This is a genomic window from Paraburkholderia sp. DD10, assembly GCF_049177125.1.
Lineage (GTDB): Bacteria > Pseudomonadota > Gammaproteobacteria > Burkholderiales > Burkholderiaceae > Paraburkholderia > Paraburkholderia terricola.
In genome coordinates, this window is record NZ_CP185392.1 from 2230122 (window position 1) to 2251582 (window position 21461).

18 protein-coding genes and 4 pseudogenes are annotated in these 21461 nt (G+C 61.1%); 11 read left to right on the forward strand and 11 right to left on the reverse strand.

From position 1 onward, the window contains the following. Positions 1-271: 271 nt before the first annotated feature. Positions 272-1318 (reverse strand): annotated as a pseudogene (locus ACOCG7_RS10155) (YadA family autotransporter adhesin); the annotation flags it as partial. Here ACOCG7_RS10155 and ACOCG7_RS10160 point away from each other — a divergent pair. Then, positions 1251-1478, forward strand: coding sequence for a hypothetical protein (locus ACOCG7_RS10160; RefSeq protein ID WP_159442567.1), 228 nt, complete (start codon positions 1251-1253; stop codon positions 1476-1478). The pseudogene ACOCG7_RS10155 and the gene ACOCG7_RS10160 overlap by 68 nt on opposite strands. Positions 1479-1537: 59 nt before the next feature. On the opposite strand, the pseudogene ACOCG7_RS10165 reads toward ACOCG7_RS10160, so the two are convergent. Beyond that, positions 1538-1798, reverse strand: a pseudogene (locus ACOCG7_RS10165) (hypothetical protein); the annotation flags it as partial. A 40-nt stretch (positions 1799-1838) separates the two neighbouring features. Between ACOCG7_RS10165 and ACOCG7_RS10170 the strand changes: the two are divergent. Next, positions 1839-2159 carry a hypothetical protein gene (locus tag ACOCG7_RS10170; RefSeq protein ID WP_310117676.1) on the forward strand — a complete coding sequence of 107 codons (321 nt, stop codon included), beginning with the start codon at positions 1839-1841 and terminating at the stop codon, positions 2157-2159. A 233-nt stretch (positions 2160-2392) separates the two neighbouring features. Here ACOCG7_RS10170 and ACOCG7_RS10175 read toward each other — a convergent pair. After that, a pseudogene (locus ACOCG7_RS10175) lies at positions 2393-3193 on the reverse strand (ESPR-type extended signal peptide-containing protein); the annotation flags it as partial. Continuing rightward, positions 3190-3945, reverse strand: coding sequence for an EAL domain-containing protein (locus ACOCG7_RS10180; RefSeq protein WP_073429177.1), 756 nt, complete (start codon positions 3943-3945; stop codon positions 3190-3192). The gene ACOCG7_RS10180 and the pseudogene ACOCG7_RS10175, both read right to left, overlap by 4 nt. A 565-nt stretch (positions 3946-4510) precedes the next feature. On the opposite strand from ACOCG7_RS10180, the gene ACOCG7_RS10185 reads away from it, so the two are divergent. Both ACOCG7_RS10185 and ACOCG7_RS10190 read left to right on the forward strand, forming a co-directional pair. After that, the gene (locus ACOCG7_RS10185) at positions 4511-5092 is read left to right on the forward strand and encodes a recombinase family protein (protein WP_073429178.1); all 582 of its coding nucleotides are present in this window, start codon (positions 4511-4513) and stop codon (positions 5090-5092) included. A gap of 285 nt (positions 5093-5377) precedes the next feature. Beyond that, complete coding sequence (locus tag ACOCG7_RS10190; RefSeq protein ID WP_421375342.1) at positions 5378-6586, forward strand: galactosyl transferase GMA12/MNN10 domain protein; 1209 nt, start codon at positions 5378-5380, stop codon at positions 6584-6586. Positions 6587-6659: 73 nt separating this feature from the next. Here the strand turns inward: ACOCG7_RS10190 and ACOCG7_RS10195 are convergent, their stop codons facing one another. After that, a complete protein-coding gene (locus ACOCG7_RS10195) occupies positions 6660-7358 on the reverse strand; it encodes a response regulator transcription factor (protein ID WP_154872688.1) in 699 nt (232 codons plus the stop codon). 608 nt (positions 7359-7966) lie between these two features. Beyond that, positions 7967-8611: a recombinase family protein gene (locus ACOCG7_RS10200; protein WP_154872686.1), complete on the reverse strand. Its 645-nt coding sequence runs from the start codon at positions 8609-8611 to the stop codon at positions 7967-7969. Between the two features lie 700 nt (positions 8612-9311). Between ACOCG7_RS10200 and ACOCG7_RS10205 the strand changes: the two genes are divergently transcribed. Then, positions 9312-10082 (forward strand): response regulator transcription factor, encoded by a 771-nt coding sequence (locus tag ACOCG7_RS10205; protein WP_073429181.1) that lies wholly within the window; start codon positions 9312-9314, stop codon positions 10080-10082. Between the two features lie 387 nt (positions 10083-10469). Next, positions 10470-13619: an error-prone DNA polymerase gene (locus ACOCG7_RS10210; RefSeq protein WP_421375345.1), complete on the forward strand. Its 3150-nt coding sequence runs from the start codon at positions 10470-10472 to the stop codon at positions 13617-13619. Positions 13620-13688: 69 nt separating this feature from the next. Here ACOCG7_RS10210 and ACOCG7_RS10215 read toward each other — a convergent pair whose 3' ends face one another. Continuing rightward, a complete protein-coding gene (locus ACOCG7_RS10215; RefSeq protein ID WP_083080916.1) occupies positions 13689-14579 on the reverse strand; it encodes a LysR family transcriptional regulator in 891 nt (296 codons plus the stop codon). Between the two features lie 127 nt (positions 14580-14706). Here ACOCG7_RS10215 and ACOCG7_RS10220 point away from each other — a divergent pair, with 127 nt between their 5' ends. Together ACOCG7_RS10220 and ACOCG7_RS10225 are read left to right on the forward strand one after the other, a co-directional pair. After that, complete coding sequence (locus tag ACOCG7_RS10220) at positions 14707-15447, forward strand: SDR family NAD(P)-dependent oxidoreductase (RefSeq protein ID WP_154872682.1); 741 nt, start codon at positions 14707-14709, stop codon at positions 15445-15447. A gap of 67 nt (positions 15448-15514) precedes the next feature. Then, positions 15515-15634: pseudogene (locus tag ACOCG7_RS10225) on the forward strand (methyl-accepting chemotaxis protein); the annotation flags it as partial. 14 nt (positions 15635-15648) lie between these two features. Here the strand turns inward: ACOCG7_RS10225 and ACOCG7_RS10230 are convergent. From ACOCG7_RS10230 to ACOCG7_RS10245, 4 genes are all read right to left on the reverse strand, one after another. Continuing rightward, positions 15649-16131: a hypothetical protein gene (locus ACOCG7_RS10230; protein ID WP_154872711.1), complete on the reverse strand. Its 483-nt coding sequence runs from the start codon at positions 16129-16131 to the stop codon at positions 15649-15651. Between the two features lie 114 nt (positions 16132-16245). Then, positions 16246-17787 carry a hopanoid C-3 methylase HpnR gene (gene hpnR, locus ACOCG7_RS10235; protein WP_154872709.1) on the reverse strand — a complete coding sequence of 514 codons (1542 nt, stop codon included), beginning with the start codon at positions 17785-17787 and terminating at the stop codon, positions 16246-16248. Positions 17788-18009: 222 nt separating this feature from the next. Further along, the gene (locus ACOCG7_RS10240; RefSeq protein WP_421375348.1) at positions 18010-18282 is read right to left on the reverse strand and encodes a hypothetical protein; all 273 of its coding nucleotides are present in this window, start codon (positions 18280-18282) and stop codon (positions 18010-18012) included. A 51-nt stretch (positions 18283-18333) separates the two neighbouring features. Then, positions 18334-18489 carry a hypothetical protein gene (locus tag ACOCG7_RS10245; RefSeq protein WP_186814038.1) on the reverse strand — a complete coding sequence of 52 codons (156 nt, stop codon included), beginning with the start codon at positions 18487-18489 and terminating at the stop codon, positions 18334-18336. Positions 18490-18809: 320 nt separating this feature from the next. On the opposite strand from ACOCG7_RS10245, the gene ACOCG7_RS10250 reads away from it, so the two are divergent. From ACOCG7_RS10250 to ACOCG7_RS10260, 3 genes are all read left to right on the forward strand, one after another. Beyond that, on the forward strand, positions 18810-18983 hold the full coding sequence (locus ACOCG7_RS10250) for a hypothetical protein (protein WP_421375351.1): 174 nt from the start codon (positions 18810-18812) through the stop codon (positions 18981-18983). 131 nt (positions 18984-19114) lie between these two features. Continuing rightward, on the forward strand, positions 19115-20044 hold the full coding sequence (locus ACOCG7_RS10255) for an alpha/beta fold hydrolase (RefSeq protein ID WP_154872678.1): 930 nt from the start codon (positions 19115-19117) through the stop codon (positions 20042-20044). Further along, on the forward strand, positions 20041-21453 hold the full coding sequence (locus ACOCG7_RS10260) for a hypothetical protein (protein ID WP_421375353.1): 1413 nt from the start codon (positions 20041-20043) through the stop codon (positions 21451-21453). Before ACOCG7_RS10255 ends, ACOCG7_RS10260 begins: the two co-directional genes overlap by 4 nt. Positions 21454-21461 lie beyond the last annotated feature (8 nt).

Here is a 21461-nt window from a genome sequence, read left to right on the forward strand (position 1 = left end):
ACAGGCCGGTCGAGAGCGAACTCACGCCAGTGGACAAGGAACTCGCCGTGGTCGAGGTCGAGGTCGACAGCGACGCCACGTTGCTGTCGGTCGTGCTCAGCCCCGTGGAAAGCGAACTGACGCCAGTGGACAGGGAACCGACGCTCGTCGAGATCGAGCCGGTGACGGTCGACAGCGAGGTCACGTTGCTGTTCGTCGTGCTCAGCCCCGTAGACAGCGAACTGATGCCGGTGGAAGCGGAAGTCGACAGCGTATCGATTGCCTGGTTCGTCGCATACAGTTGCGAGCCGTTGATCGCGTCCGTGCTTGTGTCGCTGATCCGCCCCGCCGCCACGTTCGTGACCTGCCGCTCCGCGCCCGGCGCGCCGACGCTCACCACGCTCTTCGGGGTCGTGCCCGCGAAGCTGTACGTCTTGCCGCCGATCGTTGCGCCCGAGGTCGGGTTGGCCGCCGCCGTCACCGAGCCGGAACCCAGCGCCACGTCGCCAGCATTTGTCGTCGTTGCATTTGCACCGAGCGCGACAGAATTTGCGGCTGCTCCGCTTGCCGCGTCACCCAAGGCCACCGCACTTGCGCCCGCTGCCGTGGCGTTCGTGCCGATAGCAATTGCGTTCGTGCCCGTCGCGCCATCGTTCGCGTAATTTCCTTGCTGCGTGCCGTTATCGTTCACGCTCACGTAGTGTGTGCGTGTCGTGGAAACGACCGTGCTGAGCGACGACACATCGCTGTTCGTCGTGGACAGCCCCGTCGATAGGGAACCAACCCCCGTGCTCAAGGAGGCGATGCCGCTTTGAGCCGTGGACAAGCCGGTCGAAGTCGAAACGCTGAGTGACGAAATTCCCGTCGATGCCGAGGTACTGAGCGACGATACGCCCGTCGATAGCGAGCTTACGGCAGACGAGGTCGAGGTGGACAGAGAAGCGACGTTACTGACCGTGGTGGATAGTCCGGTGCTCAGACTGGAAATGCCGGTCGATGCGGAAGTCGAGAGACTCGAAACGCCGGTACTCAGCGACGAAATGCCGGTTGACGCGGAAGTCGAAAGGGCATTTACCGCAAGATTCGTTGCGTTGAGTTGCGAACCATTAATGGCATCCGTGCTTGTTGCGCTGATGCGGCCAGCGGCCACATTCGTGATCTGACGTTCCTTGCCCGCGCTACCGACGCTTACCACGCTGGTCGGCGCCGTTCCTGCGAACGCATACGTCACACCGCCGATTACCGCACTTGTTGTCGGGTTGGCGGCCGCCGTGACCGAACCGTTTCCTAGTGCGACGCTATCGGCGTTTGCGGCAGTCGCGGCGTTACCAAATGCCATCGAATTCGCGGCTGATGCAACTGCGCTCGTGCCAATTGCAACCGAATTTCCTCCCACTGCAGAAGCGGCATTGCCTAGAGCGATGTCATTGACGATCGTCGTGCTGCCGCTCACGCCGGCTACCGCACTCGATCCGCCCGCAAATGAATTTGTGCCATAGGCAGTCGAATTCAAACCGTTCGTCAGCGAACGATCACCGATCGCCTTAGAGCCGCCCCCAACCGCCGTTGCAAAATCACCGCTAGCGCTGGCACCTGTGCCGACGACCACCGCGTTCACTCCGGAAGATTGGGCAGCGTTCCCAATTGCAATCGAACTTGTGTTACTCCCAACGGCGGAACTGCCGATTGCCATTGCACCGGAGCCGGTTGCTTTCGAATACGAGCCGATAGCCGTGCCGTTTGCACCGGAGGCGAGAGCGGTGGTTCCGAAGGCAGACGAATTTTGTCCGCTGGCCGACGCCGCTGCGCCGAGTGCCATACTCGCGGTTCCACTTGCAATCGCCGTATGACCGAGCGCGATGGCATTTGTGTTCGATGCCGTCGAATCAGAGGCGAGAGCAATCGAATATCCGCCGGTTGCTGAAGCGGCATTTCCGAGCGCAACGTCATTGACGATTGTCGTGCTGCCTGCGATGCCAGCTATTGCGTTCGTGCCGCCCGCGAAAGAGTTCACGCCGTTCGAACTCGCGCCGAAACCAGCAGCCATGGAACCATTGCCAGAAGCAGTAGCTGTTTCACCCAACGCAGCCGAATCGTCACCCACGGCGTTTGCGAATTTACCTACCGCCGTGCTTTTTAATCCGTTGCCATACGCATTAGCGCCAACGGCTGTCGCATAGTCAGCGCTTGCGGACGCGCCTGCGCCGACGACCGTCGAAGCGCTCCCTGCCGCTGTCGAATAAATGCCAAAAGCAGCTCCGTTCGAGGCGGAAGATGTAGCATGCGCACCGAATGCAGCGGAACCTGACCCGCCTGACGCAACAGAGGCGATACCTATCGCTAAAGCATTACCGCCGGATGCGGTTCCGAGCATCGCAGCCGAATTGAGGCCCGATACGAGGGAGCCGTTGCCTACCGCAACGGAACCGCCGCCCGAAGCGGTTGCCTGTACTCCGAACGCGCTACTAGCAACACCGCTCGCTTGCGCGAGGTGTCCTACTGCAAGAGCATCAACATCCGTAGCAGCAGCACCGGAACCAACCGCGATTGCGCCGCTACTGTTTGCGCCCGCAGCCGCTCCGACCGCGACGGAATTCCCCCCCGTAGCGCCAGCTCTAGTCCCAACTGCAACATCGTTGACGAGTGTGGTGCTGGCAGCTGCTACGCCCGCTACGGAACTCCCACCGACTGCGACAGCGCCACTTCCCAATGCTTGTGCCCCACTGCCCGCAGAGAAAGAACCTGCTCCAGAAGCCCGCGCCCCCGCACCGAACGCGGAAGCCGCTTGCGCTGACGCTGTCGCAGATAAGCCAACTGCTGTCGCATTTACGCCTGATGCAGTGCTGTTGCCCCCCACAGCGGTTGCGCCCGAAACCGATGCTGTCACGTTACAGCCGAGCGCCACGTCCATCAGGTTCGCGCCGAAAGATGCATTCGTACACCCGGTGCCCTGATAAACGGCGTTCTGCGCATACGCCTCGTCGGGCGCACTCAACCCGGCGGCAACGGCGACTGCCGCGACGGTTATCACACGGAGTGCCGGCATGCCGTCCAAGAAGCCATCCACGATGCCGGCACCCATGGCACCGATACTTGTACCCGGTGAACTGGTGACGACACTGCCGCCACTTTTGCCGCGCGCTGAGTCTAATTCAGACACAGCGACCCACGCGCCGAGAGCATCATTCCATATGGATCGATAGTTTTTATTCATTCTCTGATTCCTGTTGACGAAAATTGCGCGCGAACAGCAATGCGCCCCGGTTCTCTCCCCTGTACCCACGTCGCGCCAGCCGCTTTCGCTGAAGCGAATTGCGATTCCGACTGCACGCCCTCAACGACAACCGTATCGGCAATCGAAGCCGCCATCGAAACAATCCGCTTCAATCTGGCCTGTGCGGAAGCGTTGCCGTCGGCGGCGGTAACAAACGAGGCGTCGATTTTGATGATGTCGGGCGAACGAATTTCCATTGCCGTATCGACGCCATATCCGGCTCCGAAATCGTCTATCGCGACAAGACAGCCCGTCGCGCGCAATCGGTCGGCGAACACCCGCGCGCGGCCGCGCGCGACGGGTTCTGTTTCGGTAATCTCAACGACAAGCCGCGCGGCGATCGAAGGCTCGAAAGCGAGGCAGAGAAGCGCCGCTTCCCATATCACGTCCAATACGGCGCTGCGGCCCGAAATGTTCACGCCCAGGCGAATAGCCGCGGTTGACCGCAGCAGACCGATCACACGCCGCACGACGTAACGGTCGTACGCACGAATCAGATCGAGCCTCTGCAATGCCGGCACAAAGGTCATGGGATCAATACGTCTACCTGTTGCATCGGTAACGTCAGTCAGGCATTCGTGGTAGAGCACCACGCTGCCGTCGACCGCGGAACAGACTGGTTCGAACCTCAATCTCACCCGGTCTTCTCGCATTGCGGCGAACACCGCTTCTGCCACTTCCGTGTCGGTCATTGCCCCCTCCGATTTATCCGACGCCACTCGTCCGCCTGCACTCACGGATGCTGTCAAAGCTCTTCTTCGGGGCGGACAAAAGGGAACCCTTGTGCCAAATTGCTAAAAAACTTGTTTCAAGACGTGAAAGCCATACTGGGCCGGGAAAGGAAACAGTGAGAAAGGACCGGACAAAAGGGTTCCTTTTTGTCTAGTAGAATGCGACCAATCTTGCGATGTCTGACACTTTGCAATTCATGCCGCAAGCCAGAGACAGTCGACCTTCGAAACAAAAAACCGGTCGCTAGCAACCAATACAGTCGAGTTCCAGGAGCACGCTTTCCTTTTCGATAGGCGAAACGAAAACGGCTCATGGACAGCAAGCCCGAAACGCCTCCGAATGGCACGGATGCAACGCCACTCATGGTGTCGCCCACAGCACTCCCGGACTTATGCCGTACTGCATGCTTCTTTTTTTTCTTGATTGCGTAACCGCTCAACGGAACGGCAGCGGCTCACGTTCCTGCTCTGAAAGTGATTTTTTTTACTATCCGTACAATGTGCCGCCCAACACGAGGAGTCTTCTGTGAAAGTCGGATACGCGCGTGTTTCGACGGAAGAACAGAACCTGGCGCTCCAGAAAGACGCGCTAATGCGCGCCGGATGCGACAAGCTCTTCGCGGATCAGGGGATATCAGGCGCACAATTTTGCAGGCCGGGGCTGAACAAGGCACTGGCCACGATGTCTGCGGGAGATACGCTGGTGGTATGGCGGCTCGACCGTTTGGGGCGATCGCTCGGCAAGCTCATCGATCTGATTGGACAATTGGGGAAACGAAAAATCGGCTTCATCTCCCTGAACGAATCGATCGATACGACATCCGCAGGCGGAGTGCTTATGTTTCACATGATGGCCGCGCTCTCCGAATTCGAGCGGCGCCTGATCAGCGAGCGCACGCGCGCGGGAATGGAAGCAGCGCGGGCGCACGGCAAGAACTTCGGTCGCAAGCCATCGCTTACGCCGGCGCAACGTAGTCAGGCCGTGGCATTGTTCGAGACGACGCCCATTAGCGAAATCGCGCGGAAGTTCAACGTGCATCCCCGCACCGTCAAGCGAGCCATAGAAACCAGCTCGGCGAGCGCCCCGAAGTCGCAATGCAACAATTAGGCCGTGGTGAACTTTTTGAAAACGATCGACAGGCGCCGATCGCAATGAGAAGTGAGAAAGCAGATCGACCGTTTACAAGCACGAACGGTGCATGGAAGATTGAGTTTTTTCTGGAGATAGGTCGATGAGCTCGTCCACGGTTTTGAGTTACTTCGTTGAGCGTTCGCCGCACAGCTACGCAAATCACCGGGAATACGCGTTAGCCAACGGATACCGCCATGAAGTCGTGGACGCCAGCGAGGGCCCAGGGGCCCGCAAGTTCAGGCGTTGCACAAATACGAGGCATTGCTCGAAGCCTTGCTGCGTGTAGAAGATGGTCACTTCGTTTTGCTTCTCACCGAAAACGCCGCAATCGTCGACCCGGCGCCACTCGCGAATTTGATGAATGAGCGAGAGTACCTGCTTGTGAGTACATCAAGCGCATTGCCGCAGACCGACGTGCAAATCTGGCGCAGTAGTACGTGTTCGCGCGCTACGGTCCACGATCTCGTCAAGCAGTGCAAGCTTGGGGGAACGCCGTTTCCGGGGGAGGCCGAGGTGCTGGCTACCCACGCGTTCCAACCTTGGCACTCGCTCGTCAATGGAATGTGTCCGGTCATGCACACGGGTCCGAACGTCGACCCGCGCTGGAGTCTTGCCCCAACTTTTGCCATCAGCATCGACAAATCAACCCATTCGCCGGTTGAAATGGGCATCGTGCCGGACTTTCGCAATGCGCTCTTTCGGCATGTGAACCATTGCAAGCAACGTGGCAAGCGCTTTTTTTCCTTTGCCGATTCGCGTGCCGAAAGTCAGGGCACGCGGAGTTCGTTCAACCCCGGAAAGTCAATCGCGTTTGTCACGCTCTATACGCCGGAAATAGCGGCGTATGGTCGCATCGCCGAGCGCAATTTCAGGGAATATTGTGACCGGCACGACCATACGCTGTACGTGCACCGCGAGATTCCGCCAGAAGTCGGACTGCGCGGCACAGGGAACTGGCTCAAGCCGTGGCTGCTGCATGCCTATTTGAACGATCACGACTGGATCGTCTGGCTCGACGCGGACGTTCTCTTTACCGACATGGCACGCCGTATCGAGCCGCTTCTGGAGCGTCGCGACCGGCTGTTGGCACGCGACGTCGGGCAGTGGCCATTCAACTCCGGCGTCATGGGTTTTCGCAAGACAGAAGCCAACGCCTCGATGCTCTACGGTCTGATGCAACGCATTGCCGGCCTCGCCGACCGCTCAACGGTTTATGCCGGCAACGGAGACCAGTTTCATTTCATCAACGCACTCAATGAACACGGCCTGCTTGCGGAGGCGGAGATCCTCAACCCGATGATTATCAACACGCCCTGGTTTCTGCGCCGTCCAGACAGCTTTGTCGTGCATTACCTCGGCATGTGGACTGAGATGCGGGCACTCATGATGGACCGCGATGAACGAGAGCGTATCGCCGGCACCGAAAAAAGTGATGACGACCTCGCACTTTCGGTGGAGCACATCCTATAGTGCCGCCCGGCAACTGCGCGGCATGTGCCGACAGTTCAGCCAGTTGCTGCGCCAGGGTTACCCTGGCGCTCCGTCAAATACGCTCTCTCTCGAGCTTTTCCAAACGATAACCGTAGCCGTAGATGGGCATGATGCAATAGCCGTTTTCGGGCCTCAGACGAAGCTTCACTCGTACCGCGGACATGTGAGTATCCAGCGTACGAGTCGGAATGTCCGCCGAGTGTTTCCAGATCGTCTCCAGAATATGCGCGCGGGAGAGGGGTCTCGCCAGGTTACGGAACAACAGAAGCGCCAGTTGGAATTCCTTTTGCGACAATGCAATTTGCTCGTCGCTCAAAAATACCCGCCCAGCCTGCGGTTCGAAAAGATAGTCGCCAAATTGCTGAGTGGCGGCAGCCGCATCCTGCCGATAGATTCGTTGCAAAAGCCGGTTGACGCGAGCGAGCAGAATGGGTGGGGGAACAGGCTTGACCAGGTAGTCGTCCGCTCCGGCATTGAGTGCATCAACAATGTCTGATTCGCGCCCCCGACACGTCATGAATAAAACCGGCAGATTGGCGTCGTAATTTTCGCGGATCCACGCAAGCACAACGTCGCCCCGCACGTCCCCGACATTCCAGTCGAGCGACACAAGATCGAACGTCTCTCGCTGCATTTTACGAATGAGCGCACGTCCCTCTTTGAATAGATAGCAAGTGTGCCCGGCCTGCGTCAAAACTGCATTAATGAACTCCGACTGCTCTGGGTCGTCCTCAAGAATGGCGATGCGCATGAAAAAATCCTGACATTGGATAATAGGAAGTCACATCTCCTATCAGGAAATGACTTCCCTCTGCTCTCATATTGGAGCTACGGCGATTTAATAGACGGCCGCATTCCTCCTTGAGGAGGATCGCCAAATGTCTAAAGAGCCGGTACTTTTGCTATTGATCACATGTTTCATTCGATCAGCTTCAATCGACTAACGCATTGCAGTCATCGGATGATCTGCCGCTGCAAGCGTTCTTCCTTCCAAACTTGCCAGCATTGACGGCCTCCTAGGCCGCTGCGGGTTACGTTTTTTAACATTCTAGCAGCACATCTTTCAACTGTCATACGATGTCACATTAATTATCATTAATCGTAATTGGGGCAGATACAAATCGTATTGCGTTGCTTCAAGGTCCGGGGCACCTAGCCTCTGAAGAGAGCAACGCACTTCTTCTCGCGACAGCCGCTATCAATTCGAGTTGGGAGCACGTGCCGCGGTGAGAGCTTCGCGCCGTCTCTTCCTCGGTGAACCTCTACCCGGCTTAGGTTGTTGCTAATGCGGCCCATGGGTTTCGTTCGTACAGAGGTGTAATTGAAACTCAATAGCGCTCTGTCACTCGCCGTCGCGTGCTACGCGCGCGATACCAAAGTTGAGTCCGAAGCCGAAAGTGCGGCCGCGATCGCAGCATCAGCGTTAATCGAGGGTGCCCGCTCTGCCTTGTTTAGATAGCGCCGAAGCGTTCGAGGGTGAACGCTGAAGCTCTTCGCGACGAACGCCTGGGAATGATGCTTCAGCATACTGCGCGCCTGTTCGCACTGGTGAGTGCTTAACGCACCCGGTCGCCCGATACTGCTGCCGCGTTCGCGTGCCGCGGCCATTCCGGCACGCGTACGTTCGCCAATAAGGCCACGCTCGAATTCCGCAATCGCCGCCAGCATGTGAAAGGTAAAGCGTCCGCTCGACGAGCGCGTGTCGATGTATTCCGTGAGCGAAACGACGCGCACCTTTCTCTTGTCGAGGTCACCGATAATGCTGGCGAGATGTCGCAAGGACCGCCCCAACCGGTCCAGCCGCCAGACAACCAACGTGCCGCCCTGCTGGACCGCCTCCAATGCCTGCTTCAAACCGGGCCGGTCGAAACGCGCGCCCGATAAGCCCTTGTCTGAAAAGATGTGGCTACAGCCGTAACTCTCCAGCGCCTTCAACTGCATATCGAGGTGTTGCTCGTCGGTTGACACACGTGCGTACCCGACCTTGATCTTCTCGAATGGCATTTCTTTCCCCGTAAAGCCTGTTGCTATCTTTTCCGCTTGCGAAACGTTATCGACGAAGTCGTGGTGTCTGGCGACTCGCGATGTACGGATACACGATCACGAAGAACCCCTTTCGCGGAGTCGAGGCGGTAACGAGTACCTGTATCGCAGGCTCATTCGACGTCATGTTCATCGCGCTACCGCCGGTCCTTTCACCGAGACTGGAACGGATTGTGTGGCACCCGGAATAAAGACAATGTCAGAGAAGGTCATGGTCGTACGGCATTTTTTTCGAATTTTTCGGCTAATTTGATAAATGAAATTTTCATATTTTCACGGCTATCATCGTTTTGCATGGAGCGGACGCGGCGATAGTTGTGCATGTCGCGAGTGAGCCGTTACGCGCCGCGGCAGGCACACATTTCCGGTAATGCACAAGGAAGAAAGCCACGTGAGCTTCAAGCAGCCCGGAGAGATGTTCGTCGACGTGGTAATCGATAGCGTTTAACGCTTCGACCATTCGCCGTGTCGCCCGCGCTCACTTCCTTCCTGACAGTCCCTGACCATTGCCATTTATGAACTATCGGAAAATCCGTACCAGGTTGGGTGGCCGCATCATCATCGCGGCAACGTTTACTGAGAACTTAAATAAGAACCGTCCAGGCTAACGATTGGCATTGGATGTCGATATACGTCCCGGTCTGTCGAGGAACCATCGCTCATGCACATCGCCATTTTTAATAATGATCCGGCCGAATTGCGTTTCGTAACCGACACGCTCATGTCAGCCGGTTATAGCTGTCAAACCTTTTCGGAAGTGAGATCGCTGCTTCACGCTTTGCAGCACGGGACTTTTGATCTTGCGATCTTCCGTTGGGACGCTGATATAGAAGTGGTCGCCATGCTCGCAGGCATTCGCCATCATTGCGACACGGAGCTCCCGATACTGGTTATCTCATGTCATTTGCGCGAGCGTGATGTCGTCGACGCGCTGAACGCCGGCGCCGACGACTTTCTCGTTCAACCCATCGCCGCTCCGATTCTCCTCGCCCGAATCACCACGCTGCTACGCCGCTGCGGTCAGCGCGCATCGGCCGTCGCCAGGCAGCAGCAGTTCGGCGAATATCGCTTCGATCTCCAGGAAGGCCGCGTATCCTGGCGGGGCGAGCGCATCGCTCTTTCACAGAAGGAATTCCGGGTCGCCTTGCTGCTATTTCAGAATCTCGGCCGGCCGCTTTCTCGTGCCAGTCTCATCGAGAGCGTGTGGCGACATTCGGCAGACGTGCCCTCCCGCACGCTCGATACACACGTTTCCTCGGTGCGGACGAAACTGCATCTGCGTGCGGAGAACGGATATGTGCTTATTTCGATCTACCGCTATGGGTATTGTCTTCAGGCGGCCGCGGAGGGTGCGCAACGATCGTCGGTTCATAGCGGCCAATGCGGAACGCGCGCTAACGGAGAACATCTTGCGGAAGTCGCCGCCGCATAACTGGTTCTGTCGCGATGTGGAGAGAACCAGGCGGACGAATCAATTGCTCGCAATGCCATAGCGTGACCTTATACGTGAGCGTGAGCGTTTGGAGAGTGGGCGCGCTCTTTCGTATGACGTAAGTTAGATTGCGATTGCGCAGGAAACTGCTATTTCCTCGCAATGTCGTGCAGGTCCAAATTCAGGCGTATGATACTGTATGCATATACAGTATTTGCACTCATGTCGTCCGTCACTCTCCCTACCGCCGATATCCACCTATCGCTCTGGCACGCAACCCGGCTTGCCCGCGTGAACAGCGCACTATCGGCACCGGCTCTCCACCGTAACCGCCCTGCTCAAAAAGAGCAGAGCGGATTCCCGCACGGCCTGTCCGGATGATGCGCAATGGACACGACTTTCACCGCGCTACCGGCCTACGCCGAGCTGTTCTGCTTTTCGAACTTCACGTTCCTGCACGGCGCCTCGCATGCGGAAGAACTCGCCGCACGCGCGTCGCAACTCGGTTATGCAGGGCTCGCCGTCACCGATGAATGCTCGCTTGCCGGCGTCGTGCGCGCGCATGTCGCGGCGAAGGAAATCGGGTTGCCGCTCATCATCGGTTCGTATTTTCAACTGCGCAATGCCGACGGATCGCCGGCGTTCGGCTTGATCCTGCTCGCGCAGAATCGCGAGGGCTACGGCAACCTGTCCGAATTGATCACGCTCGCGCGCACGCGCGCGCCGAAGGGCGAATATCGTCTGACGCCACACGATCTGTCGCGCCCCGATCGCGACTACGCGCATTTGCGCGGCATGCCCGATTGCCTGGCGATCCTGGTGCCCGAATTCCCGGCAAAAGAAGAAACGCTCGCAGCGCAACTCAAATGGCTCGACGACACGTTTCCCGCCCGCGCGTGGTGCGGCCTCGTGCTGCATCAGCGGGCAATGGACGACATCCATCGCGGCGCCGTCGAATACACCGCTGAGAGGCATGGCATACCGGTCGTCGCGCTCGGCCACGTGGTGATGCACGTGCGCTCGCGCAAACCGTTGCAGGACACGTTGACGGCCATCCGCGTCGGCAGGCCGGTGCATGAATGCGGCTACGACCTCGCGCCGAACGCGGAGCAGCATCTTCGCTCGCGGCTGCGGCTCGCGAACCTCTATCCGGAATACGCGCTTCGCGAGACCACGAACATCCTCGCGCACTGCACGTTCTCGCTGGATGAACTCCGGTACGAGTATCCCGATGAACTGGTGCCGAAAGGCTTCACGCCGGCGACTTATCTGCGGCAGGAGACGTACATCGGCGCGCAGCGACGCTTCCCGTCAGGCATTCCGTGCAACGTTCAGACGCAGATCGAACACGAACTCGAACTGATTGCGGACCTGCAATACGAGCCGTACTTTCTCACCGTTTACGACATCGTGCGGTTTGCGCGCAGCCAGCACATTCTCTGTCAAGGCCGCGGCTCGGCCGCCAATTCGGCGGTCTGCTATTGCCTGGGTATTACGGAGGTCGACCCTGCGCGCGGCAACATGCTGTTCGAGCGTTTCATCTCCAGGGAGCGCGGCGAGCCGCCCGACATCGACGTCGACTTCGAACACCAGCGGCGTGAAGAGGTGATCCAGTACATCTACTGCAAATACGGCCGCGACCGTGCAGCGATTGCCGCGGCCGTCTCCACCTATCGTGCGCGCGGCGTGCTGCGCGAAACCGGCAAGGCGCTCGGTGTCGACATGCAGATAGTCGATGCGGTGGCGAAGTCGCATCACTGGTTCGATAACAGCGCGGACCTGCTCAAGCGCTTCGAGGAATCGGGGCTGAATTCGCAGACGCCCATCATCCAGGCGTGGGCGTCACTGGCCGCGCAACTGTATGGCTTTCCACGGCACCTGTCGCAGCACTCGGGCGGCTTTGTCATCAGCAGGGGAAAACTCACGCGCCTCGTGCCTGTTGAAAACGCCGCCATGCCGGAGCGCAGCGTTATCCAGTGGGATAAGGACGACCTGGAGTCGCTGGGGCTGCTCAAGATCGACGTGCTCGCGCTCGGCATGCTGTCCGCTATCCGCCGCGCCCTGGACCTCGTGTCGGCGCAGCGCGGCGAGCGCTTCGAGATGCAGGACATTCCGGCGGAAGACGCCGCGACCTACGAGATGATTTCGCGCGCGGATACCGTGGGCGTGTTCCAGATCGAATCGCGCGCGCAGATGTCGATGCTGCCACGGCTGAAACCACGCATCTTCTACGACCTCGTTATCGAGGTCGCCATCGTCCGCCCCGGACCGATTCAGGGCGGCGCCGTCCATCCGTACCTGCAACGCCGGCAGGGATTCGAGCCGGAGACTTACCCCAGCGAGGCGCTGAAAGCCGCATTGGGCCGCACGCTTGGCGTGCCGATTTTCCAGGAGCAGGTCATGCAGGTCGCCATCCTGGCGGCGGGCTTCTCGGCCGGCGAAGCGGACCAGTTGCGAAGAGCAATGGCGGCATGGAAGCGCAAAGGCGGCCTTCAGAAGTACTACGACCGCATCGTCAACGGCATGCTCGAACGTGGGTACGACAGGGCATTCGCGGACGGCATCTTTCAGCAGATTCTCGGTTTCGGCGAGTATGGCTTTCCGGAAAGTCATGCGGCCAGCTTCGCGCTGCTCGTGTACACAAGCAGCTGGCTGAAGTGTCATGAGCCGGAAGCGTTTCTCGCCGCAATGCTCAACAGCCAGCCGATGGGCTTCTATTCGCCGTCGCAACTCGTTCAGGATGCGAAGCGCCACGGCGTTCAGGTGCTGCCGGTGGATGTCACGATAAGCGGCTGGGATTCGTCGCTCGAACAGGTCGACGGCGCGGCGCGGCCTGCTGTCAGACTGGGTTTGTCGCTGCTTCGGGGCATGCGCGACGGCACCGCCGAACGTATCGAGAATGCGCGAGCCGTGCGTCGATTCACGACCGTGTCCGACCTCGCGCGGCGCGCGCAACTGGACCGTCGCGACCTGCAGGTGCTGGCCGCGGCCAACGCCCTGTCCTCGCTTGCCGGCAACCGGCGCGAGGCGCTGTGGCAGTCGGTTGCGTCCATACCTGACAAGGACATGCTCTCGGTCGCGAAAGTCGAAGACGAAACGCCTGAACTGGGCGCGCCGTCCGAGGCGGACGATATCGTCGGCGACTACCGGTCGATGGGACTGACACTGGGCCGGCATCCCCTCGCGCTACTGCGCCGACATTTGCTGGCCGGCAAATGGATGCCGGCATCCACGTTGCAGACCTACCGCAACGGCCGCCTCGCGCGCGGCTGCGGCATTGTTACGGTGCGTCAACGGCCCGATACCGCGAAGGGCGTCATCTTCATCACCATCGAGGACGAGACCGGCAATGTGAACGTCATCATCTGGCCCAAGGTGCTCGAACAGCAGCGCCGGGAGGTGCTTGGCGCGTCGTTACTCGGCGTGCTCGGGGTGTGGCAGTGCGAAGGCGAAGTACGCCATCTGGTGGCGCATCGCCTTGTCGATATGTCGCATCTGCTGGGTGGGCTGGTGACGGCGAGCAGGAATTTTTGTTGAGTCATTCATGCTAAAGCGTCATGAACTGCGTCTCGCAGCGACGCGTGACGCGCCGAGGATTCCGTTTGCCTAAACGCGCAGCGGGAGGGCCGCGGCAAAAAAGTCCGTCACGCGGCGCACGCGCGCCGGTACAAACCGACGCCTTGGCCAGATGACGCTGATGTCTCTCACGTCGCCTATAAAGTCCTCGAGAACGGCGATCACGTCCGGATGCCGGAGTTCGTCGGCAAGCGACACTCTCGCAAAGAGGCCGATTCCAACGCCGTCCAGCACACCCGCCCGGATCGTTTCGACGCTGTTCGACGAAAGATTGCCGCGAACGGCCACACTGAATGGACCGTCCGGCCCGACGAACGGCCAGTTCGCCGACTCCGTCAGACCGCCATATAAAAGGCAGTTGTGGTCGACGAGCTCGGCGGGTGTCCTGGGTATGCCGTGTTGCTCGAAATAGCGACGCGATCCGACGCACACGAGCGGCGTGGTCGCCACGCGCCTGACGACCGCGTCAGGATCGTTGACGGGACCTACCCGGATCGCGAGATCGATCCGGTCTTCCACCATGTCGCGCACGAGGTCCGAAAGAACAAGATCGACCTGAAGGCCGGGATTGAGCGACAACAACTCAGGGATGAGCGGCAAGACGTGAAGGCGACCGAACGTGGACGCTACGGCGATCCTGATCAAACCGGAGACATCGAGCGTGCTGCTCGTCAGTTCGCTGTCGGCTTCATCCATCTCATCGACGAGCGGCCTGGTCCGATCGTAGTACCGCTGCCCCTGATCCGTGAGGGTCACGTTGCGCGTGCTGCGGTTGAACAACAGCACGCCAAGGCGCTTCTCCAGCGTCCCGATGGCCTTGCTGATGGCGGATTGCGATTCTCCCGTTCTACGCGCCGCAGCCGAAAAGCCACCCGCCTCGGCCACGGCGATGAAGGCGTTCAATTCGTGAAACCGATCCATTGCCGTCGCCTCCGAGCGCTCCAGCTATTCCCCGAGAGAATAGATCTTATGAAAAATCTCCGCATTATCATTCCCGCCGGCCGCAATTACCATCGTTCTGTCATTCACGAACAGATAGAAGGTTTCGATGTCCACTCTCGCAGGCAAGACCGCCGTCATTAGCGGCGCAACGACCGGTATCGGTTTGGCGATCGCCCAACGCCTGGTGGCCGAAGGCGCGCATGTCTTTATCTTTGGTCGCCGGCAGGCGCAGCTCGACGAAGCCGCCCGACTGATCGGCCGCAACGTCACCGCTATCCAGGCTGACGCGGCGAACCTCGATGATCTCGATCGCGTCGCTGCAACAGTCAGGGAAGTAAAAGGTGTCGTCGACATCGTCGTGTCGAACGCGGGTTTTACGGAGCAGGCTTCGATCGACACCCTCACGCCCGAGCATTTCGACAAGGCCTTCAACCTCATGGCTCGCGGCCCGGTCTTCCTGGTTCAGAAGCTGTTGCCGCTGATGACAGCGGGCGGATCGATCGTTCTGGTCTCCTCGGCCATGCACGGCATGGGCATTCCCGGCCATACGGCCTACGCGGCGACCAAGGCGGCGCTACGTTCCTATGCCCGCACGTGGGCCGCGGAATTCAAGGATCGCGGCATTCGCGTCAACCTGCTCAGCCCTGGCGTCACCGATACTCCGATTCTCGATTCTCAATCGGCGACGCGCGAGGAACTGGTGAACATGTACCAGAGCATGATCCCGATCGGTCGACTCGCGCGGGCCGAGGAGATTGCCAATGCGGCGCTCTTTCTCGCGTCCGACCAGAGTTCCTATGTGACGGGGGCGGATTTGATGGCCGATGGTGGTGTCGGTCAGGTCTGAAAGGCGACGCTCGCTGACGCGATCTCCACGCATACGGGCCAACGACGCCAACGACGCCTCGGGGCGGAACGTCACCGGCACGATCGAAAGCATCGCGTTTCAGACCAATATTCTTGCGCTTGATGCTGAAGTGGAGGCGGCGCGAGCGGCAGAGGAAGGACGCGGCTTCGCCGCGGTCGCCTCTGATTCGTATGCACGCAATCAGTGATACGTCGTCGTCGACGACTGCAGCTTCGTCAGCATGCCGCGCTTGAATCGGAACCAGCCTTGCGAGCCGTGCATCACGACTTCATCGCCTTGCCAGAACACGCGCCTGACCGTCATGCGGATACCGGAGCGCTGCACAAGCGGCGGACGGCGGCGAAAGTCGTACAGCACCGGGCCGGAATCGGTCTGCACGAGCGTGCGCGTGACCGTGTCGTTTGCGTTGCCCACGTCATCGAAATGCGCGAGCGCGTTCGCGCCGAAGCGATCGAAAACCTCGTTGTCGAGCATCGCCGTCCAATCGTGGTCGGCGCGCACGAATTGCAGTTGACCCGAGGGCGTGCCGAGCGGGCCGGACGCGTTGCTTTGCGCATGAACGCAGGTCGCGAAAGAACTCGCCGCGAGCGCTGCGACGAACAGTCGTCCGAGGTTGACTTTCAGGTTCAGCGGCGTCTGCCGCAACGAAGCGCGACTCGCCATCGTTCGTTGGAACATTGTCATCGATCTGGTCCACACCGTCATTGTTATTAACGAAGCGGCGATGGTACTTCACCCGGCAATCGAAGGCGACGCGAAGCGGCTACTTCCCCACTCCTACTCCGCCCCCATCCGCGTCCCGTCCACGAATCTTTCGGTGGCGTCGTCGATCCGGCGCCCTCGGCGACCCGTCGGCCCATAGACATAAATCGATTTCACGTCGACCCGCTCGTCCGTCACGGCGGGCGGCGGCGACATGGCATAACGCACCATGCGTGCATGATCGCCGAGTTGCAATCGCGGATCGAAAACGGAATCGAATTTCCACAACATCCGCACGAAGTTGGTCTGGCCGCGCAGCAACAGCTTGCACGCCTGCCCCGTCGCGCCCCGCAATGCGGTCCAGCCCAGGTGCTTGCGATTGAGTACCTGCTGCGTGCGCACCAGTTCCGTATAGAACTCATCGAGCGGCAAACGGGTCGGCAAAACCGCATGCTGTATGTCATACAACCGATAATCCAGGCTGGTCAGCCTGCGTTGCTCGCGCAGCCAGATTTCGGTGCCGGGGTAAGGCGTGTTGACGCTGATATTGACGATCTCCGGTATCTCCAGGCACCAACGCCGGATGGTTTCGAAGCGCTCGCAGTCCCAGTCGGGGTCGGCAATCAGATTGATCGCGACGGTGATCCCCAGCGAGCGGGCAAACTCCAGCGCCTCGAAGTTTTTGTCCAGCGTGATGCGTTTGCGGAACGCCTTCAGGCCCTCCGCATCGATCGCCTCCATGCCGATGAACATGTACTCCAGTCCGAGGCGGCGCCAGAATCGAAACACGTCCTTATTGCGCAACAACACATCGCCGCGTGTCTCCAGGTAATACCTCTTTCGAATTCCACGGCGCTCGATCGCCTCGCCGATCTGCATGCCGTGCTCGGCATGAACGAACGCCACGTCGTCGACGATGAATACGCCCGGCTCGCGTATCGTCGCCAGTTCGGCGACGACCTGTTCCGGGTTGCGCGCGCGGTAGCTGCGGCCATAAAACGTCCACGCGCTGCAGAACGCGCAGTCCCAGGGGCAGCCTCTCGCAAACTCGATTGAGGCGCAGGGGTCCAGCACGCCGATAAAATATTTTCTCCGATGCCGCAACAGATCGCGCGCCGGGCGCAGCGTATCGAGCGACTGCGCGAAGCACGGCGGCGGCCCTTCGCCATCGCGCGTGACCACACCGGGCACACGCAGCAGATCGCCGCCGCGGGCAACCGTCTCCAGCAAGGCGGCGATCGAGGCCTCGCCTTCGCCGCGGAGCACGCAGTTCACCGCGCCATCGGCATGCCGCAGCAGATCGGCCGCGACAAACGAGGCGCTGTGTCCGCCGACCAGCACGAAACACTGCGGCAGCGCAGCCTTGATCGCTTTCGCGAGATCGATGATTTCGGGGATGTTGGCGAGATAGTTGCCCGAGAAACACACTACGTCGGGTTGCCAACTTCGTATCATGCGGTGCAGGTCGCGGTGCGTCTCGGCCTGCAGGTCGATGAGGCGGACCTCGTGACCGGCGTCCCGCGCGACGGCCGCCACATACTCGAGTCCAAGCGGCTCCAGACGCAGGAACACGCGCGTGTACATCAAACCGCTGGGATGAACCGCAAGCACCTTCATGAAAATCTCCCGCAAGAGATAAACCAGCGGTATTGCGCCCCCAGACGGCCGCGCGCCCTCAAGCGTGCGCACCCGCCCCCAGCGGATCTTCGATCATCACGCGCCGGTTGCGTGGCACGCGGCTTTGCCGATCGCCGCGGCAATCCCGGCCAATCCCCGATCTCGGCGATGCCGCGCGCGCCAGGCTTGTTGCCAACCAACGAGACGTCGCCAGCCGGGCATTCACGATTGCCCAGCCCCGCGCAGATGCTTGATAAACAGGATTGCCGCAGCCGGCACATGAACAGTGCCGAACGCGACGACGAACACGAGCCACCGGGACTCCGCGAGTCCCGGCACCAACACGCTGACGACACCGCAAGCACCGCCCACCAGTATCAGGACGCCATGCGCGATTACCCTGTGCCCGGCGCCGCGGGTGAACATCGGGATTGCGTAATGCACGTGACAGACGACGCCGATCAGAACCAGGCCGACAACGAGCATCGGCGCCATGCCGCGCCTCCCGGAACCCGCATCGCGCCGCGCCGGCGCAACTCCGATCCCTTACTGACTGGCGCCCGAAGCAGGCGCCATCGCCGCCGGACCGCTCGCAGCGCCCGGCGCCCCGGCGGTATTGTCGGCCCGCTTGCAACCCGCCGCACCGAGTATCGTCGCTGCAATCAACGCGCCCATCCAGAATCTCTTGGTACCAGGCTTCATCGCTCATCTCCTGTTTTGCCGCTGAGGTGCCTACCCGCTTGCATGGTCCGTACCCAGTGACACGCGACTCACGTCCCGCCTGCGTTTCAGGCAGGTATCGCCACGCCGCGGCGTCGCGGATTGCTGCAATGCTCCACAGGCAACCATTCGGAATTTGTAGTTGTTGCCTACCGGCTTGCACATCTGACCGATGCGGGAACGCCCGCGCGACGGCGAGCGACTCCGATACGCAGCATGGAACGCACGATGCTTGCCACAAGTGAAATGGCCGGTCACTGGCCTTCACACTCCAGCGAGTTGTGGCAATACGCGAGGCCTTTATGTCATCGAACCCGTCATCGAACCCGTCATCGAATCCGTCGTCCGATCCGCCGATCCCCGATCAACCCGCGATTCCCGATGCACCGAGCCCGGGCAAGCCCACCGATGTACCCGACGTCGGCGCGCCTGAACCGGAGCCGGATCAGACACCCGACTCGACCCGCCGCGGTTAATAACGCAGGCGGCGAATCTGGACGACCGGGTTGCGCGCGGGGATGCGCGCGGGGGTGCGTGATAAGCATGACGCCGTCGCGGTAACAGCGCGTTCGAGTGCAACCGGTCATTCAATGTGGAAGCGCACACCATGCAGTTGCAAGCTTCGGTGCTCGCCGCCTGCATGGCGGCGGCGGCGGGCGCGGCCGCCTGGCTCGCGGTGCGCTGGCGGCAACTCAAGCACGCCCCGGCGCTGAGCGAAACAAGCCGCCGCGCCGGCATCGACGGTCGCTACGTGCAAGCGGGAGCGTTCCGCATGTTCTACCGCTTTCATCGCGGACCGCCGGATGCCGCGGATCGTGCGCCCGTGGTGCTGGTTCATGGCTTGGTGATTTCGAGCCGCTACATGGAGCCGCTCGCCGGCGTGCTCGGTCGCCGGTTCCGGGTGTTCGCGCCGGACTTGCCGGGCTTCGGCGAAAGCGCGCGGGTTCCACCCGCGCGCCGCCGTGCGCTGTCGATTGCGGAACTCGCCGACGCGCTGCATGCATGGATGCACGCTTGCGGGATCGAGCGCGCGATGTTCATCGGCAATTCGTTCGGCTGCCAGATCCTCGCGGAATTCGCGATCCGTTTTCCCGAAGCCGTCGAGCGGCTCGTCATGCAAGGGCCGACCACCGATCCGCGTGCGCGCACCTTGCCGATCCAGGTTTGGCGGGACTTGCGCAACGGTCGCCGCGAACAGCCGCGCTCGCCGGCCCCGATCGGGCGCATCGACTATGCGAAGGCCGGCCTGCCGCGTGCGATCGCGACGATGCGCATCCTGATCCGCGACCGGATCGAAGAGCGGCTGCCGCGCGTCGCGGCGCCCACGCTGGTCGTGACCGGCACGCGCGACCCGGTCGCATCCTGCGCGTGGGCGGCGCGCGCCGCGCGGCTGCTTCCGCACGGCGCGCTGCTCATCGTCGACGGCGGCACGCATACGCTGAACTACGTGTACCCGCACGCGTTCGCGCTGCTGATCGCGCCGTTCCTGTGCGGCGACGCGCAGCCGGTCGCGCGCGATCTGGAGAACGCTCGATGAACCGCCCCCCGCGCGGCCTCGCCCGCTTCGATTCCGCCGCCGGCATGGCGCTCGCGCTGGCCGACTATCTGCACGGCCGGCCATTCACCAGCCCGAGCCAGTCGCCTCTGCTCGACCGCGTGATGCCCGCGTTCAATCTGCTGCCGCGCCGCGCGCGCGAGTGGGCGTACTCGATCGGCGGGATGACCGAGGGCATCGACGCGCGGCGCGCGCGCCACTTCGATATGGAACGGGTTGCCGAGTGGCTCGTCGGGCTCTATCCCGAGCGGCCGTACCCGGCGGTATTCGTCGGCTCGTCCAACGGCGCGCTGACTCATCTGGCCGCCGCGCTCGGCGTGCCGTGGCTGCCGCAGACGTTCCTCTGCCCCATACGCGCGCCGTTCAGCGATCCCGACGACGCGCAGCGCGGCTTCGAAAAAGGGCGGCCCATTGTCGACGCGCTGCTCGCGGCCGACAGCCGGATCGCGGTGCATCACATGCAGGACCCGAATCAGGACCGGCTGATGTTGCGTTCAATGAGCTATTTCCGGTTGAAGTACCGCGCGCTTCCGCTCGGCTACCGGGAGTTTCTGTTACGCAATCTCCCGCGCGGCGCAACGATCTACGTCGACGCCTGTTCGCGTTCGTGGCCGGTCACGCGCACGAGCGAACGATCGGTATACCAGTTCGGCGCGACGGGTGGCGCGACCGAGGACGAATACCTGCATGGCGGCGCGCGCGTGCGCGAGTATCTGGCCCGCTACGGCCGCGCGCGAACGCACTGGCGGCCGCCCGAGCCGAACGACGTGTCGCCTGAGGCGGAGTGGGGATTCGACACGGCGCTAGCCGACGACGTCGCCGCGCTCGCGCGGCAGATGGACTGGCGCGTCGTCCGAATCGACTTTTACGAACCCGAAGCGTTGAGCTTCGCCGCCGCCGCCATCCATCGCGAGTGGTATCGCGACGCGGAAATCCGGCCCACGCGGCTCATCGTCGATTCGTTTCTGCTGATGGACCCGCTGACAACGCTCGAACTGCACGCACTGCCGTTCTGGCTGCTGTTCTGCGTGGAGCCGTCGGCCGATGCGCTGCAACGCTTTCTCGATGCCGAAGGACCGTTCGACGAGATCGACCTGATGCTCTTCTCGCACGGCACCGAAAGCATCGGGCTCGCATCGATCGAACGATGGCGCGCGCTGCTGGACAAGGCGACCCGCAGCGGACGTTTCATTGGCGTCGATACCGCGCGCTATCCGCGGGACTTCGCGACGTTCGTTCAGTTCGGCCGCGCGCTTGCCCGAATGCAACCTCGCTCGGCGGTGCCGCCGGCCATGACACTGGCGCGCTTCGAAACGTTGCTGCGGCAGCATGGCCCCGCGTATGCCGTGCATTGCGCCGAGCTTGCGCCAAAAACGCGCGTGCCGACATGAGGGGGCAT

Bases quoted from the DNA above. Each gene is read 5' to 3' on its own strand.
- ACOCG7_RS10200 (WP_154872686.1), bottom strand. From the start codon at position 8,611: ATGCCATTCGAGAAGATCAAGGTCGGGTACGCACGTGTGTCAACCGAC.
- ACOCG7_RS10255 (WP_154872678.1), top strand. From the start codon at position 19,115: ATGCAGTTGCAAGCTTCGGTGCTCGCCGCCTGCATGGCGGCGGCGGCG.
- ACOCG7_RS10215 (WP_083080916.1), bottom strand. From the start codon at position 14,579: ATGGATCGGTTTCACGAATTGAACGCCTTCATCGCCGTGGCCGAGGCG.
- hpnR (WP_154872709.1), bottom strand. From the start codon at position 17,787: ATGAAGGTGCTTGCGGTTCATCCCAGCGGTTTGATGTACACGCGCGTG.
- ACOCG7_RS10210 (WP_421375345.1), top strand. From the start codon at position 10,470: ATGGACACGACTTTCACCGCGCTACCGGCCTACGCCGAGCTGTTCTGC.
- ACOCG7_RS10250 (WP_421375351.1), top strand. From the start codon at position 18,810: ATGTCATCGAACCCGTCATCGAACCCGTCATCGAATCCGTCGTCCGAT.
- ACOCG7_RS10180 (WP_073429177.1), bottom strand. From the start codon at position 3,945: ATGACCGACACGGAAGTGGCAGAAGCGGTGTTCGCCGCAATGCGAGAA.
- ACOCG7_RS10205 (WP_073429181.1), top strand. From the start codon at position 9,312: ATGCACATCGCCATTTTTAATAATGATCCGGCCGAATTGCGTTTCGTA.
- ACOCG7_RS10195 (WP_154872688.1), bottom strand. From the start codon at position 7,358: ATGCGCATCGCCATTCTTGAGGACGACCCAGAGCAGTCGGAGTTCATT.
- ACOCG7_RS10220 (WP_154872682.1), top strand. From the start codon at position 14,707: ATGTCCACTCTCGCAGGCAAGACCGCCGTCATTAGCGGCGCAACGACC.
- ACOCG7_RS10170 (WP_310117676.1), top strand. From the start codon at position 1,839: ATGGCATTTGTGTTCGATGCCGTCGAATCAGAGGCGAGAGCAATCGAA.
- ACOCG7_RS10230 (WP_154872711.1), bottom strand. From the start codon at position 16,131: ATGGCGAGTCGCGCTTCGTTGCGGCAGACGCCGCTGAACCTGAAAGTC.
- ACOCG7_RS10240 (WP_421375348.1), bottom strand. From the start codon at position 18,282: ATGGCGCCGATGCTCGTTGTCGGCCTGGTTCTGATCGGCGTCGTCTGT.
- ACOCG7_RS10260 (WP_421375353.1), top strand. From the start codon at position 20,041: ATGAACCGCCCCCCGCGCGGCCTCGCCCGCTTCGATTCCGCCGCCGGC.
- ACOCG7_RS10245 (WP_186814038.1), bottom strand. From the start codon at position 18,489: ATGAAGCCTGGTACCAAGAGATTCTGGATGGGCGCGTTGATTGCAGCG.